This window comes from Mesorhizobium sp. W067 (assembly GCF_054719525.1).
Map to the genome: position 1 here is coordinate 4,604,941 of NZ_JBTTII010000001.1, position 14,752 is coordinate 4,619,692.

At 63.7% G+C, this 14,752-nt stretch carries 16 protein-coding genes and 2 pseudogenes; 5 read left to right on the forward strand and 13 right to left on the reverse strand.

Features of this window, described 5'->3' with window-relative positions; translation table 11 throughout:
* Positions 1–31: 31 nt before the first annotated feature.
* Both ACYG97_RS22435 and tesB read right to left on the reverse strand, forming a co-directional pair.
* Positions 32–370 carry a P-II family nitrogen regulator gene (locus ACYG97_RS22435; protein ID WP_023670499.1) on the reverse strand — a complete coding sequence of 113 codons (339 nt, stop codon included), beginning with the start codon at positions 368–370 and terminating at the stop codon, positions 32–34.
* Between the two features lie 218 nt (positions 371–588).
* Entirely contained in the window at positions 589–1,464 is an 876-nt protein-coding gene (gene tesB, locus ACYG97_RS22440; RefSeq protein ID WP_023687727.1) for an acyl-CoA thioesterase II, read from the reverse strand.
* A gap of 112 nt (positions 1,465–1,576) precedes the next feature.
* On the opposite strand from tesB, the gene ACYG97_RS22445 reads away from it, so the two are divergent.
* Positions 1,577–2,833, forward strand: coding sequence for a ubiquinone biosynthesis hydroxylase (locus tag ACYG97_RS22445; RefSeq protein ID WP_023732903.1), 1,257 nt, complete (start codon positions 1,577–1,579; stop codon positions 2,831–2,833).
* A gap of 22 nt (positions 2,834–2,855) precedes the next feature.
* Here the strand turns inward: ACYG97_RS22445 and plsY are convergent.
* Both plsY and ACYG97_RS22455 read right to left on the reverse strand, forming a co-directional pair.
* Positions 2,856–3,494: pseudogene (plsY, locus tag ACYG97_RS22450) on the reverse strand (glycerol-3-phosphate 1-O-acyltransferase PlsY).
* Positions 3,495–3,510: 16 nt separating this feature from the next.
* On the reverse strand, positions 3,511–4,041 hold the full coding sequence (locus ACYG97_RS22455; protein WP_023670503.1) for a hypothetical protein: 531 nt from the start codon (positions 4,039–4,041) through the stop codon (positions 3,511–3,513).
* A gap of 197 nt (positions 4,042–4,238) precedes the next feature.
* Between ACYG97_RS22455 and ACYG97_RS22460 the strand changes: the two are divergent.
* Both ACYG97_RS22460 and ACYG97_RS22465 read left to right on the forward strand, forming a co-directional pair.
* Positions 4,239–4,829 (forward strand): annotated as a pseudogene (locus tag ACYG97_RS22460) (FGGY-family carbohydrate kinase); the annotation flags it as partial.
* The gene (locus ACYG97_RS22465) at positions 4,826–6,433 is read left to right on the forward strand and encodes a GMC family oxidoreductase (protein WP_023732902.1); all 1,608 of its coding nucleotides are present in this window, start codon (positions 4,826–4,828) and stop codon (positions 6,431–6,433) included. The pseudogene ACYG97_RS22460 and the gene ACYG97_RS22465, both read left to right, overlap by 4 nt.
* Positions 6,434–6,449: 16 nt before the next feature.
* On the opposite strand, the gene ACYG97_RS22470 is transcribed toward ACYG97_RS22465, so the two are convergent.
* Together ACYG97_RS22470 and ACYG97_RS22475 are read right to left on the reverse strand one after the other, a co-directional pair.
* On the reverse strand, positions 6,450–6,806 hold the full coding sequence (locus ACYG97_RS22470; protein ID WP_023670506.1) for a YciI family protein: 357 nt from the start codon (positions 6,804–6,806) through the stop codon (positions 6,450–6,452).
* Positions 6,803–7,018 carry a hypothetical protein gene (locus ACYG97_RS22475; protein WP_023687714.1) on the reverse strand — a complete coding sequence of 72 codons (216 nt, stop codon included), beginning with the start codon at positions 7,016–7,018 and terminating at the stop codon, positions 6,803–6,805. Before ACYG97_RS22475 ends, ACYG97_RS22470 begins: the two co-directional genes overlap by 4 nt.
* 219 nt (positions 7,019–7,237) lie before the next feature.
* Here ACYG97_RS22475 and ACYG97_RS22480 point away from each other — a divergent pair, with 219 nt between their 5' ends.
* The gene (locus tag ACYG97_RS22480; RefSeq protein ID WP_023726055.1) at positions 7,238–7,663 is read left to right on the forward strand and encodes an OsmC family protein; all 426 of its coding nucleotides are present in this window, start codon (positions 7,238–7,240) and stop codon (positions 7,661–7,663) included.
* Between the two features lie 93 nt (positions 7,664–7,756).
* Here the strand turns inward: ACYG97_RS22480 and ACYG97_RS22485 are convergent, their stop codons facing one another.
* The 6 genes from ACYG97_RS22485 to ACYG97_RS22510 all read right to left on the reverse strand — a co-directional run bounded on the left by ACYG97_RS22485 (position 7,757) and on the right by ACYG97_RS22510 (position 12,807).
* Positions 7,757–8,386, reverse strand: coding sequence for a YceH family protein (locus ACYG97_RS22485; protein WP_023732901.1), 630 nt, complete (start codon positions 8,384–8,386; stop codon positions 7,757–7,759).
* A 241-nt stretch (positions 8,387–8,627) separates the two neighbouring features.
* On the reverse strand, positions 8,628–9,407 hold the full coding sequence (locus ACYG97_RS22490; protein WP_023670510.1) for a succinate dehydrogenase iron-sulfur subunit: 780 nt from the start codon (positions 9,405–9,407) through the stop codon (positions 8,628–8,630).
* Positions 9,408–9,447: 40 nt separating this feature from the next.
* Positions 9,448–11,277 carry a succinate dehydrogenase flavoprotein subunit gene (sdhA, locus tag ACYG97_RS22495; RefSeq protein ID WP_023687711.1) on the reverse strand — a complete coding sequence of 610 codons (1,830 nt, stop codon included), beginning with the start codon at positions 11,275–11,277 and terminating at the stop codon, positions 9,448–9,450.
* A 1-nt stretch (position 11,278) separates the two neighbouring features.
* On the reverse strand, positions 11,279–11,677 hold the full coding sequence (sdhD, locus tag ACYG97_RS22500; protein WP_023732900.1) for a succinate dehydrogenase, hydrophobic membrane anchor protein: 399 nt from the start codon (positions 11,675–11,677) through the stop codon (positions 11,279–11,281).
* On the reverse strand, positions 11,677–12,096 hold the full coding sequence (gene sdhC, locus ACYG97_RS22505; RefSeq protein ID WP_023683884.1) for a succinate dehydrogenase, cytochrome b556 subunit: 420 nt from the start codon (positions 12,094–12,096) through the stop codon (positions 11,677–11,679). Before sdhC ends, sdhD begins: the two co-directional genes overlap by 1 nt.
* 240 nt (positions 12,097–12,336) lie before the next feature.
* Positions 12,337–12,807, reverse strand: a complete 471-nt coding sequence (locus tag ACYG97_RS22510) for a hypothetical protein (RefSeq protein ID WP_023687710.1) — start codon at positions 12,805–12,807, stop codon at positions 12,337–12,339.
* A gap of 253 nt (positions 12,808–13,060) precedes the next feature.
* Here ACYG97_RS22510 and ACYG97_RS22515 point away from each other — a divergent pair, with 253 nt between their 5' ends.
* Positions 13,061–13,432 (forward strand): hypothetical protein, encoded by a 372-nt coding sequence (locus ACYG97_RS22515; protein ID WP_023726052.1) that lies wholly within the window; start codon positions 13,061–13,063, stop codon positions 13,430–13,432.
* A gap of 37 nt (positions 13,433–13,469) precedes the next feature.
* Here the strand turns inward: ACYG97_RS22515 and ACYG97_RS22520 are convergent, their stop codons facing one another.
* Positions 13,470–14,666: a GGDEF domain-containing protein gene (locus tag ACYG97_RS22520; RefSeq protein ID WP_023698369.1), complete on the reverse strand. Its 1,197-nt coding sequence runs from the start codon at positions 14,664–14,666 to the stop codon at positions 13,470–13,472.
* Positions 14,667–14,752: the final 86 nt, after the last annotated feature.

The following is a 14,752-nucleotide window of genomic DNA, read 5'->3' on the forward strand; positions in this document are numbered from 1 at the left end:
TGAACTCTCCATTGGAATACGTGTTCGCCGCTCAAAGTGCGTCGGTGTCTGTTTCGCCGGTACGGATGCGCACCGCCTGATCGATGCCGAAGACGAAGATCTTGCCGTCGCCGATCTGGCCGGTCTTGGCCGCCGCCGTGATGGCTTCGACGGCCTTGTCGACCAGGTCTGTGCTAACCGCGACTTCGATCTTGATTTTCGGCAGGAAACTGACCGCGTATTCCGCCCCGCGATAGATTTCCGTGTGTCCCTTCTGACGCCCGTAGCCTTTGACTTCGGTGACGGTCAGGCCCTGGATGCCGACGGCGGTGAGCGCTTCGCGCACCTCGTCGAGCTTGAACGGCTTGATGATTGCCATCACGATTTTCATAAGGTTTCACCCTTTGCTGTTGCGGTCCCCCGCGTTTGCACACCTTCACCGATCCCAAAAAGCCCGGAGAGTGCCCAACAGGATTCAAGCTCCGTGCCAGTTGCCGAAGCAGGGTGTTAACTCATTGTAAACAAACGGATCGCTCGAGTCCCGGCGCCACGGTGCGCACTGTCAACGGACAGTCACTGATTAAAAAGTAGGCAATTTTTCGAAAATGCCTATTCCGCAGGCGGCCGCTTCAGCCGGATCAGGCCTTCTTGGGCAACCGAGGCGATCAGCGTGCCGTCGCGGGCAAACAGCGAGCCGCGGGTGAAGCCGCGCGACCCCTGCGTCGACGGGCTGTCCTGCGTGTACAGGATCCAGTCATCGAGCGGATGGCTGCGATGGAACCACATCGCATGGTCGAGGCTCGCCGCCTGGATGTCGCGGTCGAAAATGGCGCGGCCGTGCGCAAAGGTCGAGGTGTCGAGCAGCGTCATGTCGGAGAGGTAGGCAAGCACCGCCGCCTGGATGCCGCGGTCGGCCGGCACCGGGCCGGTGGTGCGGATCCAGATGTTCTGCTGCGGCTCCAGCTTTTCGCGGCTGGTGTAATGCTTCAGCATCACCGGCTTCATCTCGATCGGCCGGTCACGCTCCCAGTAGCGCTTGATGCCGTCCGGCACCGCCTCGCCGAACTTGCCCAGCAATTCGCGCTGCGACAACAGGCTGTCGGGCGGCGGCACGTCGCGCGGCATCGGCAGCTGATGCTCAAGGCCAACCTCGTCCTGCTGGAACGAGGCTTCCAGCGAAAAGATCGCCTGGCCGTGCTGGATCGCCACCACGCGCCGCGTGGTGAAGGAGCCGCCATCGCGGATGCGGTCGACCTCGTAGACGATCGGCACCTTGGTGTCGCCGGGCCGCATGAAATAGCCGTGCAGCGAATGCACGTGGCGCTCGGGCTCGACGGTGCGCTGCGCGGCGACCAGCGCCTGGGCGATGGTCTGGCCGCCGAAAACGCGCTGCCAGTCGAGCTTGGGGCTGCGACCACGGTACAGATTGTGTTCCAGCTGCTCGAGGTCGAGAATGCTGAGAAGCTCGTCCATGGCCGCCGTCATGCTTCGTGACCTCGCCGTAAGATGCTATGGCGGTTTCCGACAGGAATGGCGGGCAGTCAAGGCCGGAATGCCCCAGTGGGCGGGGATGGTCGAGACTTCGAAAGGAATTGACATGGCGAACCGCAACCCGGACGCAAAAACCCCGCTCGACGTGCTGGTCGCTGGCGCCGGCTATGTCGGCCTCGCCGCCGCCGTGTCGCTGAAACAGGCGCGGCCGGGCCTCGCCGTGGCGGTCGTTGATGCTGCCCCCGCCGGCGTCTGGCAGAAGGACCGCCGCGCCTCGGCGATCGCCGCCGCCGCCTGCCGCATGCTCGACCAGCTCGGCGTCTGGCAGGAAATCGTCGGGCAATCGCAGGCGATCACCGAGATGATCGTCACCGATTCGCGCACCGCCGATCCGGTGCGTCCGGTGTTTCTCACCTTCGATGGCGAGGTCGCGCCGGGCGAACCGTTCGCCCACATGGTCGCCAACAAGGACCTGAACAGCGCCTTGCGCCGCCGCGCGCAAAAGCTCGGCATCGACATCATCGAAGGTGTCGCGGTCGCATCGTTCGACGGCAATGGCGCCGGCATCACCGTGCATCTGGCCGACGGCGCGGCGATTGAGGCGCGGCTGCTGGTCGCCGCCGACGGCGTCAATTCCAAATTGCGCGACATGGCCGGCATCAAGACGGTGAAATGGGAATATGGCCAGTCCGGCATCGTCTGCACGGTGGCGCATGAGCGCCCGCACAATGGCCGCGCCGAAGAGCATTTTCTGCCGGCCGGCCCGTTTGCAACGCTGCCGCTCAAGCCGACCGAGGACGGCACCAACCGTTCGTCGCTGGTCTGGGTCGAACGTTCCGAGGATGCCGAAAAGCTGGTCTCGGGCGACGACCTCGTCTTCGAGCAGGAGCTTGAATTGCGCTTCGGCCTGAAGCTCGGCGAAATCCGCGTCACCGACAAGCCGCGCGCCTGGCCGCTCGGCCTGACCATCGCGCGCGCCTTCGTCGCCCCGCGCGTAGCACTTGCCGGCGACGCCGCGCACGGCATCCACCCGATCGCCGGCCAGGGCCTCAATCTCGGCTTCAAGGATGTGGCGGCCCTTGCCGAAGTGGTGGTCGAGGCCGATCGCTTGGGACAGGATATCGGCGCGCTCGACGTGCTCGAGCGCTACCAGCAATGGCGCCGCTTCGACACGGTGCAGATGGGCGTCACCACAGATGTGCTGAACCGGCTGTTTTCCAACGACATCGGCCCGCTGCGCCAGCTCCGCGACATAGGCCTCGGCCTTGTCGAACGGATGCCCAGGCTGAAGGAGTTCTTCATCCGCCAGGCGTCGGGGTTGTCCAACGGCACACCACGGCTGCTCAAGGGTGAGGCGATTTAGGCCGGGAATGAGTGCCGCTTTGTCATAGACGCGGCTCGGCTCCTGACATCAGCCGCGCAATGTTGGCGCGGTGGCGCACGATCACGTAGATGCCGCCGGCGATGACCAGCAACCGGTAGGGCAATGGTTGTCCCATGCCGCCGACGAGGGCGATCGCGGTGAGCGCCGCCAGCATCGAACTCAGGGACACAATTCGGGAAACTGCCAACACCACGGCAAATGCCGTCGCCGCGCCTAGGCCCACAGGCCAGGACATCGCCAACAAAACACCCAACCCCGTCGCAGCCGATTTGCCGCCGGTGAAATTCAGCCAGATCGAACGGCTATGCCCAAGCAAAACAGCGAGTCCGGCCAGGCATACAATCCAAGGAGCTCAAACGGGCATATCAGATATTGCCGACGGCGGCGTTGCGGAGGACCAGAAACAAAACCAACGGGCAAAGATGACCGCTGCCGCCCCTTTCAGCACGTCCACCAGAAGCACCACCAATGCTGGCCATTTCCCGAGTGTGCGCAATACATTTGTCGCACCGGTGGACTTGGAGCCGTGCTCCCGGATATCGATGCCCTTAAGCAGTTTCCCCGCCAGATAGCCGGCAGGCGTAGAGCCGATAAGGTAAGCGGCAGCCGATCCTACCACGCTCGCTATCCAGAATGACATGCGCCCGGGCTGTTTCTCAGTTGACCTCAAACCCCAGCTTCTGCCGCAGTCGCAGCATGCGTTGGTCGGCGACCTTGAAACTCTGCTCGCCGCTCTTGGCAACACGATCCAGCATCTGCAGCAGATCTTCGCGCTCATGCGGATCGAGGCGCTCGCGCAGGAAGGGCGCCAGCTTGTCGATGACGATCGTCGTGTCGTCGATCTGCGCCGCGGCCCATTTGGCGTAGACGACGGCTTCATCGGTCTTCTTCTGGTTGTCCGCAATCTGCGAGATCACCTCGCGGATGACCGTTTCGCGCTTCGGCAGGATCGGGCCGTGCTCCGCTGCCAGTGCGGTGATCAGCGTTGCCGCCGCCACCACCGGATCGTCGATCGCCGTCAGCGGCGACAGCGCCGCCTGCTTGCGCAGCTTCTTGCGCCTTATGTTGCCCTGGACGCGGCCGACGACGTCGGCGACCTCGCGCGCGGCTTCGTTCATGGCCTTCATGCGATACCACCAGAACGCCCCGGCTCCCAGCACGCCGAGAATAGCAATCAGGAAAGGCATGTCGAATTCCCCCGAAAATTGCGGCGACGATAGGAGAACTCCGGCGTTGCTTCAACACGCAAGAATTGTATCTGATGAGAAAACAGAGCTGGCCCCCTAATCATCCAGACGCCGAGATCGGACGTCCTGGGTTCAGGTCGCTCGTCACGGGCACTAATGATGCAACCGCTTAGCGATAACGCCGACTTCGCGTCGAGCGCGGTGCCCATTATGACGATCCGTTCGGCCACTGCAATGCGGCTGTCGGCGCGGTGACGCCGGCCTGGGACGATCCGATGTTCCACCCGTTTCTCTACGGGTCGTGGCAAGGGGCGGAATACCGCGCCGGCTTCTACGGCCTTGCCGGCTGGCACAAGGAAGGCCATATGCTGCGCGCGCTGTTCGAGGGCGTGATGTTCGAGCATAGGCGCCACATCAATGTCCTGAAGGACGCCGGTGTCAGCTTCGACAAGGCGGTCCTGTCCGGCGGCGGCTCGCGCAGCGAGCACTGGCCGCAAATCTTCGCCGACGGGCTTGGGGTGCCGATCACCGTGCCTGAGGCGCGCGAGACCGGCGCGCTTGGCGCGGCAATCGGCGCCGGGGTCGCGGCCGGCCTGTTCGCCGACTATGAGGCCGGCGTCGACGCCATGACCCGGTCAAGCGCCGCCTACCGTCCGAACCCGGCCATGCAGGACCATTACAACAGGCGTTATCGCGCCTATTGCGGCCTTGCCGATACGCTGCGATCGTTCTGGGCCGAACACGCCGCAGAACCGAGTAGAACACCGCCGAGTAAACCACCGCAATGACCCAACGGCTCGATGGCGACTACGACTACATCATTGTCGGCGCAGGCACCGCCGGCTGCGTGCTGGCCAATCGCCTGAGCGAAAACCCGGCGACGCGCGTGCTGCTGCTCGAGGCCGGCGGCAGCGACAATTATCACTGGGTGCATATCCCGGTCGGCTATCTCTATTGCATCGGCAATCCGCGCACCGACTGGATGATGAAGACTGCCCCCGAAGCCGGCCTGAACGGCCGCTCGCTGGTCTATCCCCGCGGCAAGGTGCTGGGCGGCTGCACCTCGGTCAACGGCATGATCTACATGCGCGGCCAGGCGGCGGACTACGATGGCTGGCGGCAGATGGGCAATGTCGGCTGGGGCTGGGACGATGTGCTGCCCTACTTCCTCAAATCCGAGGACCATCATGGCGGCAAGACCGAGCTGCATGGCTCCCGCGGCGAATGGAAAGTGGCGCGGCAACGCCTGTCGTGGCCGATCCTGAACATCGTGCAGGAGGCGGCCAAGGAATTCGGCATCATGCCGCGCGAGGATTTTAACGACGGCGACAATGAGGGGTCCGGCTTCTTCGAAGTCAACCAGAGCAAGGGCGTGCGCTGGAACACAGCCAAGGCATTCTTGCGCCCGGCGCTGCGACGGCCGAACCTCAGGCTGGTCGTCAACGCGCATGTCGAGACGGTGTTGTTCGAGGGCAAGCGTGCTATCGGCGTTTGTTATCGCGTCGGCGGCCAAACCATCGAGGCAAAGGCCAGGAGCGAGGTGCTGCTGACCGCCGGCTCGATCAACACGCCGAAACTGCTGGAGCTTTCCGGGGTCGGCGAGCCGGATCGCCTCGCCGCGCTCGGCATCGATGTGGTTCACGCCAGCCCCGATGTCGGCGAGAACCTTCAGGACCATCTGCAGATCCGCACTGTCTACAAAGTGTCGTCGGCGCTGACGCTCAACACGCTAGCCAACAGCCTGAGCGGCAAGGCGAAGATCGCGCTGCAATATGCCTTTGGCCGCTCGGGACCGATGTCGATGGCGCCGAGCCAGTTCGGCATGTTCTCGAAATCCGATCCGTCGATGGCGACGCCGGACCTGGAGTACCACGTCCAGCCCTTGTCTACCGACCGGCTGGGCGACCCGCTGCACCCGTTCCCGGCAATCACCATGTCGGTCTGCAATCTGCGGCCCGAGAGCGTCGGCTCGGTGCATACCACGACGCGCGAGCTGGCCGTGCAGCCGGAGATCCGGCTGAACTACCTCTCTACGGCGCGCGACCGCGAGATCGCGCTGCGTTCGGTGCGCCAGGCGCGCAGCATCATGACCGCCAAGGCTCTTGCCGGCTTCCATCCGGAAGAAATCCTGCCTGGTCTCGCCCACCAGTCGGACGAGGACCTGCTGCACCAGATCGGCTCGATCGCGACGACCATCTTCCACCCGGTCGGCACCTGTAGGATGGGTGTCGACGGCCGCGCCGTCGTCAGCCCGGACCTGCGCGTGACCGGTGTCGAGGGCCTGCGCGTCGTCGACGCCTCGATCATGCCGCGCATCGTCTCCGGCAACACCGCCTCGCCAGTGGTGATGATCGCCGAGAAGGCGGCGGATATGATCCGCCGGCCTGCATGACCTCGCCGCTGCTGCCTTACGACCCCGGCACGTCGTAGATCGCCCTGACTTCGACGGTGCCGATTTCGGCCAGCGGAATTTTGCCGGCGATCTCCAGCGCCTGTTCGAGAGTGTCGGCTTCGATCATGACGAAACCAAGCAACTGCTCCTTGGTTTCGGCAAACGGACCGTCAGTGATCAGCCGCTTGCCTTGGCGCCGCCGCACCGTCTTCGACGTCTTCACCGATTGCAGCGCCTGCGCGATGATCAGCTTGCCTTGCTGGTCCAATGATCGGTCATAGGCCATCGAATCGGCGTCGAGCTTGGCCAGACGCTCCGGCGTCATGGCATGGAGGTCCTTTTCCTCGCCGTAGACCAGACAGACATATTTCATTTCCAGCTCCCTTGCTGTGACGAAGCATATGCGATCACGGCGCCGGCGGCATCCCTGCCGGCAGCAGCGTGGTCGAGCACGCAGACCGCAATGCCGATCACAGCGACCGCAGCAAGCAGCCGGCCGAAGCCGGAAGGTCGCGAGCAGTCGATCTCGTGTAGACGCGCGCTTTTGTCGGCGTCGTTCCAATGGGCAGAAAACAGATTGTTCATCTTGGATCTCCATCCGCCACGAGAATCCGTGGACGCTCGCAGGACGGCCGGCGCCGATGCAAGTCGACATTTTTGCACGCACATTTTTCAGAAAAAATTTGCAGGGCACGCCGGCGTCGCATCCGGCCGAAACAGCGCGGTGGTCTTCCCCTGCCGCCGCGCTATAGTTGGAGGGAACGCCGCGTGGCCGGCGCTGTCGCTGTAATCAAGGAGAATTTTATGGACCGCACCGCAAACGCCGTCTGGAAAGGCAATCTGAAGGAAGGCAAGGGCACGCTCGACAGCCAGAGCGGCACCTTGAAGGGCACGCCCTATTCGTTCAAGGCTCGCTTCGAGGACGAGAGCGGCAAATCCGGCACCAATCCCGAAGAGTTGATCGCGGCGGCACACGCCGGCTGCTACGCCATGCAGCTGTCGCATTTCCTGGCCGAGAACGGCACGCCCGCCACTGAACTCGACGCCAAGGCGGTGGTGACGCTGGTCCCCGGCACCGGCATCACCGGCAGCGCCATCACCCTGATCGGCAAGGTACCGGGCATCGATGCGGCGAAGTTCAAGGAATTGGCCGAGAAGGCCAAGGCCGAATGCCCGGTTTCGAAGGCGCTCGGCGCCATCAAAGTATCGCTCGACGCGAAGCTGGGGTGAAACGAAGGGATTCGAAGTGAGAAACGCCGGCTTAACGCCGGCGTTTGCATTTTCAGAGGCCAGCGATCCGTCGCGCCAACGCTCCGGTGATAGTTAAGCCCCCAGCGCATCAAGCCGGGCGCGAAGCGCTGCGACTTCCTGCTCCAGCGATTCAATCCTTGCTTCCAGGTCAGAGGCCGGCAGGACCGGCGAACTCCGTTGTGCAGAGAGGGCAGCAACGTCCACGGGGCCGGCGAGCAGATGCACAAAACGGTCCTCGCGCTGCCCCGGCCCGCGCGGTATTTCCTGGATAAGCGGCGGTCGGCGGCCGATCAGCATGTCGAGTTCAGCGCGCAGGTCTTCGATCGACGAAAACCGCGCCATGCGCTCAGCTCGCGCCAGCAACTCATGCGCCGTCTGCGGCCCGCGCAGCAAAAGCAGGCCGATCACCGCAGTCTGCGGCCTCGTTAGCGAGAAGCGCTGCGCCATCTGATGCTCATAGCGCTCGACGCGCGAGCCGAACATCTGACGCACCAGCCCCTTCTGCTCGAGCAGCTTCAGCGTCCGATGCACCTCTGTCGGCTCGAGCGCCATCACAGGCTCGCGCGCCGTCTTCTGGTTGGCGGCTACAAGTGCTGCATTCAGCGTCAGCGGATAGACATCCGGCGTCAGCTCCTTCTTCTCGATCAGGCAGCCGAGCACACGGGCTTCGACCGGATTAAGGATTGGAAGCTCTTCGCTCATTGGGTTGAGTATCCTTTCTAGCGCCGGCGAGACAGCGCCCCCCTCTCTGTCCTACCGGATATCTCCCCACGCGGGGGGAGATCGGCAGCTTCGCCGACAGCGCGCCATCCTTCAACCTTGGAGATTGGCGAAAGCCGCGATGACGGCCAATCTCCCCACCCGTGGGGGAGATGTCCGGCAGGACAGAGGGGGGCGCGAAGGATCGCCGCGTCCGAGATTGCCGCGAGCGAACTCGCCTCAACTAAACCCGACGCTCCACCATCATCTTTTTGATTTCGGCAATCGCCTTGGCCGGGTTGAGCCCCTTCGGGCAGGTCTGGGCGCAGTTCATGATGGTGTGGCAGCGGTAGAGCCGGAATGGGTCTTCGAGATCGTCGAGCCGTTCGCCCGTGGCTTCGTCGCGGCTGTCGATCAGCCAGCGATAGGCCTGCAGCAGCGTCGCCGGGCCGAGATAGCGGTCGCCGTTCCACCAATAGCTCGGGCACGAGGTCGAGCAGCAGGCGCATAGGATGCACTCGTAGAGCCCGTCGAGCTTTTCGCGGTCCTCATGGCTCTGCAGCCATTCCTTGGCTGGCTCTGGCGACACTGTCTTCAGCCATGGCTGGATCGAGGCGTGCTGGGCGTAGAAATTGGTGAGGTCGGGCACCAGATCCTTGACCACCTGCATATGCGGCAGCGGGTAGACTTTGACGGCGCCGGAAATGTCGTCGCAGCCCTTGGTGCAGGCCAGCGTGTTGGAGCCATCGATGTTCATGGCGCAGGAGCCGCAAATGCCTTCGCGGCAGGAGCGGCGCAACGCCAGCGTCGGGTCGATCTTGTTCTTGATCCAGAGCAGCGCATCGAGCACCATCGGCCCGCAATCGTCCATGTCGACGAAATAGGTGTCGATGCGCGGGTTCTCGTCATCGTCGGGCGACCAGCGGTAGATGCGGTATTCCCGCAGGTTGGTGGCGCCCTCCGGCTTCGGCCAGGTCTTGCCCGGCTGCACCTTGGAGTTCTTGGGAAGCGTGAGTTCGACCATTACCTCAGATCCTTTCGGATGACGGGCTTCGGCACCATGGTCAGTATACCCTGGCCTTCGGCGCGATCTTGGCAAGACTGATGCCGCCGTCCTTTTCCGCCACCAGCGGCTCGGTGTGCACGGGACGATAGCTGAGGCTCACCTGGCCGTCCTCGCTTAGCCGGGCCAGCGTATGCTTGCGCCAGATAATGTCGTCTCGGGCCGAAAAATCTTCGCGCGCATGCGCGCCGCGGCTCTCCTTGCGCGCCTCGGCGCCGTAGACCGTGGTGATGGCGTTGGCCATCAGATTTTCCAGCTCCAGCGTCTCGACCAGGTCGGAATTCCAGATCATCGAGCGGTCGGAGACTTTCAGGTCCTTGAGCTCGGTCCATATCTGCGAAATGCGCTTGCAGCCGTTTTCGAGCGACTCCTGTGTGCGGAACACGGCGGCGTCTTCCTGCATCGCCTTCTGCATTTTCTCACGCAGAACGGCGGTTGGCGTCGAGCCATTGGCGTGGCGCAGCCGGTCGAAGCGGTCCATGATGTTTTCGACCGAGGCTTCGTTGGGCGAAGGGATCGCCGAATTGCGGTCGATGACCTGGCCGGCGCGGATTGCGGCGGCGCGGCCGAACACCACCAGATCGATCAGCGAGTTCGAGCCCAGCCGGTTGGCGCCGTGCACGGAGGCACAGCCGGCCTCGCCGACCGCCATCAGCCCGGGTGACACCCGGTCAGGATTCTCGACAGTCGGGTTCAGCACCTCGCCCCAGTAATTGGTCGGCACGCCGCCCATATTGTAGTGCACCGTCGGCAGCACGGGGATCGGCTCCTTGGTCAGGTCGACGCCGGCGAAAATCCTGGCCGATTCCGAAATGCCCGGCAGCCGCTCATGCAGCACGGCCGGATCGAGATGGTCGAGATGCAGGAAGATATGGTCCTTGTTCTTGCCGACCCCGCGGCCTTCGCGGATCTCCAGCGTCATGCAACGCGAGACGACGTCGCGCGAGGCCAGGTCCTTGGCCGACGGCGCGTAGCGCTCCATGAAGCGCTCGCCCTCGGAATTGACGAGATAGCCGCCCTCGCCGCGCGCGCCTTCGGTGATCAGGCAGCCGGCGCCGTAGATGCCGGTCGGATGAAACTGCACGAACTCCATATCCTGCAACGGGAAGCCGGCCCGTGCCGCCATGCCGCCGCCGTCGCCTGTACAGGTGTGCGCCGACGTCGCCGAGAAATAGGCGCGGCCATATCCGCCGGTCGCCAGCACCACCATCTTGGCGGAGAAGCGATGGATAGTGCCGTCGTCGAGGTTCCAGGCGACGACGCCGGTGCAGGTGCCGTCCGGTTCCATGATCAGGTCGAGCGCAAAATACTCGATGAAGAACTGTGCATTGTTCTTCAGCGACTGGCCGTAGAGCGTGTGCAGGATGGCGTGACCGGTGCGGTCGGCGGCAGCACAGGTGCGCTGCACCGGCGGGCCGTCGCCATAATTCATCATGTGTCCGCCGAACGGCCGCTGGTAGATCTTGCCCTCTTCGGTGCGCGAGAACGGCACGCCGTAATGCTCGAGCTCGTAGACCGCCGCCGGTGCCTCGCGCACCAGATATTCCATGGCGTCGACGTCGCCCAGCCAGTCCGAACCCTTGACGGTGTCGTACATGTGCCACTGCCAGGAATCCGGACCCATGTTGGACAGCGACGCGGCAATGCCGCCTTGTGCCGCCACCGTGTGCGAGCGGGTCGGGAACACTTTGGTGATGCAGGCCGTGCGCAGGCCCTGCTCGGCCATGCCGAGCGTGGCGCGCAGGCCGGCGCCGCCGGCGCCGACGACCACCACGTCGAACTTGTGGTCGACAAAGGTATAGCCGGTGGCCGATTTCGCGTCCTTGGCCAAATCAGCCTCCGAATGCCAGTTTGAGCAGGGCGAAGATCGAGGCGACGCCGACCGCTATGGTGAAAAACGTGCTGAGTGCGATCAGCGCCAGCTTCATGCCTTCGGCATGCACGTAATCCTCGATAATGACCTGCATGCCGACACGCATATGGGTGAGACCGGAAACGAGCACCAGCGCCAACACCAGCGCCACGAACGGACTGGCGAGCGCCGCCCGCACCTCGGCGAAGCCGGCGCCATTGAGCGCGATCAGGAACCCGACGAAGAACAGTATCAGCGGGATGTTGGCAATGGCCGTCAGCCGCTGTCGCCAGAAATGCCCGGTGCCTTCGCGGGCCGAGCCCAGACCGCGGACCTTGGCCAGCGGCGTGCGCATATTGTTGTTGTTCGTGCCGCTCATCACAAGGTTCCCCGCGCCATGTAGCCGGCGACCCAGATCAGCAGCGTGAGCAAGATGGAACCGGCGAGCGTCGCCCAGGCGATCTTCGATGCCGTGTGTTTCTCCAGCCCGGCGCCGGTGTCCCAGACGAGATGGCGCACGCCGCCCAGCATGTGGTGCATCAGCGCCCAGGTGTAGCCGAACAGGATGAGCCGGCCGAGCCAGGTGCCGAAGGCCCAGTTGATCCAATCGAAAGCGCCTTGCGAACTCGCCGCCGCCATCAGCCACGCGGCGACCAGCAGCGTGCCGAAATACAGCGCCCCGCCAGTGATGCGGTGAATGATCGACATCGTCATGGTGATCGGTGGGCGGTAAATCGTCAGGTGCGGCGAGAGCGGCCGTTCACGTCTGGCGGTTCGGGTGGCTGGTGATTTGCTCATGGCTGCCCCAGTTCGATGTCCGGAGCCGCGGTGGAAAGCGGCACTTGCCGCCTCGATATATGACTTCAGACAGCCGGTTTCTAATGCTCTTTTTGCACCGCGTCAAAGCCAGAAAATCGTTTTGAAAACGTCATTTAGTCTGACAAAAGGCTGCTGTTTCGCTTCAATCGATTTGGCCACCGTCGAAAGCCGGCGCACCGTTCGCTGCAGTGCGGCATTTCCTTTGCAATCGACGCCAGGCTATCGTTTGCAGGTCTGTGGTGTCGAGCCCCTCTTCATCACCAGCGCCTCGCGCGCGTCGATCACGATTGCGTCATGCGACGCGGCTTCCTGGTAGCGGCTGGACTGGTTGGCGGGTGATGCGGCAAACTCCTCGGTCGTGCCATCGGGCCTGACAACACGCAACGCCGTGCCGAGGTTCTGGATGGTGATCATGCCGCCATTGCCGCATCTGTAAGTTGCCGTGCCGACAGCAGACCGCGGCGCGGTAAGATCGGTGACGATCTTGGCTGAAGGTGCGGCAGGTGCTGTCGGAGCCGTTGCGGAAGCCGGGGGCGCCACAGGTGCGGCGGACTGCTGAGCCGGCGCGGGCGCGACAGTGGGTGGTACGGTATTCACCGCCGTCGGCGCGCCGTTCTGCGGCACGCAGGCTGCGGCAGTCAGCAAGGGGATCGACAACAGCGTCACCCGAAACGTCCGGCGTAACGCCATATGCTGTCCTCCTGCGCGGCTAACTAGCCGCGATGTTCCACCAAGATCAAGCTCACCCGACGTCAGCGTAGTTGTGTGCGTCGCGGCCGATGGTGCGGGCAAGCATGGCCGAATGATGACGCCCGGGTTTTCCATCCCGTCGGATATTAACCATGTTTGGCGAGAGATCGCCGCCGGATGCGCCTGCCCTCTTAACAAAGGTTAAGAAAAGGTTAATTTCCGATTCGATCGGGTCCACAGCAGAGAGGACACCATGCTTTCGAATTCAGGAAGAGCGCGCCTTGCGGCGCTTGTGCTGGCGACAGCCAGTCTCGGCTTCGCCGCCCCGGCAATGGCCTGGTCGCGCCATCATGACCGCGTCTATGCCGATTCCCTGGGCAATCTCGTCATCGACAGCGCCGCCGGCTACAAGCGCATCATTGTCGGCCAAGGCAGGCTGGCCAAGAAATTGTCCGACTACACCAGCGCCGGGCAGCCGGAAGCGGGACCGGAAGTCCTTTATGAAGACGAGGCGGATCACATCTCCAGGCGTGGCTGCTACCAGCCGCCGGTGTTCGTGAAGGGCCGCTCCTATATGTACGGCCTCTCCGATGGCGAAATGCCCAACCTCAGCCCTTGCCGCTGATGATCCGGCACGGCCGAGAGGCCGTTTAAGCGAGACGCTAACCGACGCTGCCTGTATCCGGGATGAACACCGTTTCCGCCCGCTCATAGGACAATCGCACGCTGTCGCGGCCGTTCTTCTTGGCCTTGTAGAGCGCTTCGTCGGCGCGCCGCATCAGCGGCTCCAGCCCTTCGTCGCCGGTGCGCGCCGCGACGCCGAAGCTCGCGGTCACCCTGGTGCCCGGCGGCAACCCGTCGACACTGCCGGCCGAATAGTGCGTGCGCACGGCTTCGGCAAACAGCCGCGCCGTGGCAAGATCGCTCAGCGACAGAAGCACAGCGAACTCCTCGCCGCCGATGCGGCCGGCAACCGCACGCGTGCCGGCGGCCGCGCGAAGCTTGGCGGCGAAGTCGGCGATCACCTGGTCGCCCGCGGCATGTCCGTATTTGTCGTTGAGCGCCTTGAAGTGATCGAGATCGGCCAGCACCAGCGCGACCGGCACCTTGGTAACAGCGCAATGCTGCAGCACCAGCAAGGCGCGCTCCTCGAAACCCCTGCGGTTGAGCAGGCCAGACAGCGGATCGGTGTGCGTCTCGGTCTTCAGCGCCTTCATCACGTCGAGCGCAGCTGCCGAGAACAGGCAGAGCGCGATCAGCAACGACAGCAGCGCGTGCGTCAAAAGCGCCGTCGTCCAGTAGGACGAGCCATAAAACCCGTCATAGCTGGTGAACGGCCCGTGCGAGATGACGACGAGCAGCGTGCGGCCGATGAAGTTCAGCCCGGACAGCAGCGACAATACGAACAGGATTTTTTCCGTCGGGCCGTTCTTGCGCACGGCGCGCAGCTCGGCGGCGACCAGCAGGCTGAGGCCGCCAAAGCCGAAATTGATCGACAGGATGCGCCAAGTCAAGTCCGGCTGGACGAACAGGAACCAGCAGAATGCCACCATCCCGCCACCCGCCAGAATGCCGATCGCGATATAGGGCACGCGCCTGCCGTAGCGTGAGATGATCGCACCGACGAGGCAACAGGCGGCGAGCGTGAAGCAGAGGTTGGAGACCAGCTTGGTCAGCACCATGCCGCCGGGCAGCGTGAAATACTGCAGCAGGAAGCCGGGCGCGGACACGCAATAGCTCGTGCCGAGCACAGCCAGATAGGGCCGGTGGCGCTGATAGAACCACAGCACGAGGAACGCCGCGCCGAGCGCCAGCGCGATCGTCGGATTGAGCAGCGCTATGAACAGGCCGGTGTCCAAAGGACGGTGACTTCCCGCTTGACGTGAGGGAAGACCTTAGAGCGCAAGCCCCAACAAGCGGTTAAGCCGGGACGAATATGCAAGTC

Coding starts and splice junctions, on each gene's coding strand:
- ACYG97_RS22435 (WP_023670499.1), bottom strand. CDS start 370: ATGAAAATCGTGATGGCAATCATCAAGCCGTTCAAGCTCGACGAGGTG.
- tesB (WP_023687727.1), bottom strand. CDS start 1,464: ATGACGGCGGCCATGGACGAGCTTCTCAGCATTCTCGACCTCGAGCAG.
- ACYG97_RS22445 (WP_023732903.1), top strand. CDS start 1,577: ATGGCGAACCGCAACCCGGACGCAAAAACCCCGCTCGACGTGCTGGTC.
- ACYG97_RS22455 (WP_023670503.1), bottom strand. CDS start 4,041: ATGCCTTTCCTGATTGCTATTCTCGGCGTGCTGGGAGCCGGGGCGTTC.
- ACYG97_RS22465 (WP_023732902.1), top strand. CDS start 4,826: ATGACCCAACGGCTCGATGGCGACTACGACTACATCATTGTCGGCGCA.
- ACYG97_RS22470 (WP_023670506.1), bottom strand. CDS start 6,806: ATGAAATATGTCTGTCTGGTCTACGGCGAGGAAAAGGACCTCCATGCC.
- ACYG97_RS22475 (WP_023687714.1), bottom strand. CDS start 7,018: ATGAACAATCTGTTTTCTGCCCATTGGAACGACGCCGACAAAAGCGCG.
- ACYG97_RS22480 (WP_023726055.1), top strand. CDS start 7,238: ATGGACCGCACCGCAAACGCCGTCTGGAAAGGCAATCTGAAGGAAGGC.
- ACYG97_RS22485 (WP_023732901.1), bottom strand. CDS start 8,386: ATGAGCGAAGAGCTTCCAATCCTTAATCCGGTCGAAGCCCGTGTGCTC.
- ACYG97_RS22490 (WP_023670510.1), bottom strand. CDS start 9,407: ATGGTCGAACTCACGCTTCCCAAGAACTCCAAGGTGCAGCCGGGCAAG.
- sdhD (WP_023732900.1), bottom strand. CDS start 11,677: ATGAGCGGCACGAACAACAACAATATGCGCACGCCGCTGGCCAAGGTC.
- sdhC (WP_023683884.1), bottom strand. CDS start 12,096: ATGAGCAAATCACCAGCCACCCGAACCGCCAGACGTGAACGGCCGCTC.
- ACYG97_RS22510 (WP_023687710.1), bottom strand. CDS start 12,807: ATGGCGTTACGCCGGACGTTTCGGGTGACGCTGTTGTCGATCCCCTTG.
- ACYG97_RS22515 (WP_023726052.1), top strand. CDS start 13,061: ATGCTTTCGAATTCAGGAAGAGCGCGCCTTGCGGCGCTTGTGCTGGCG.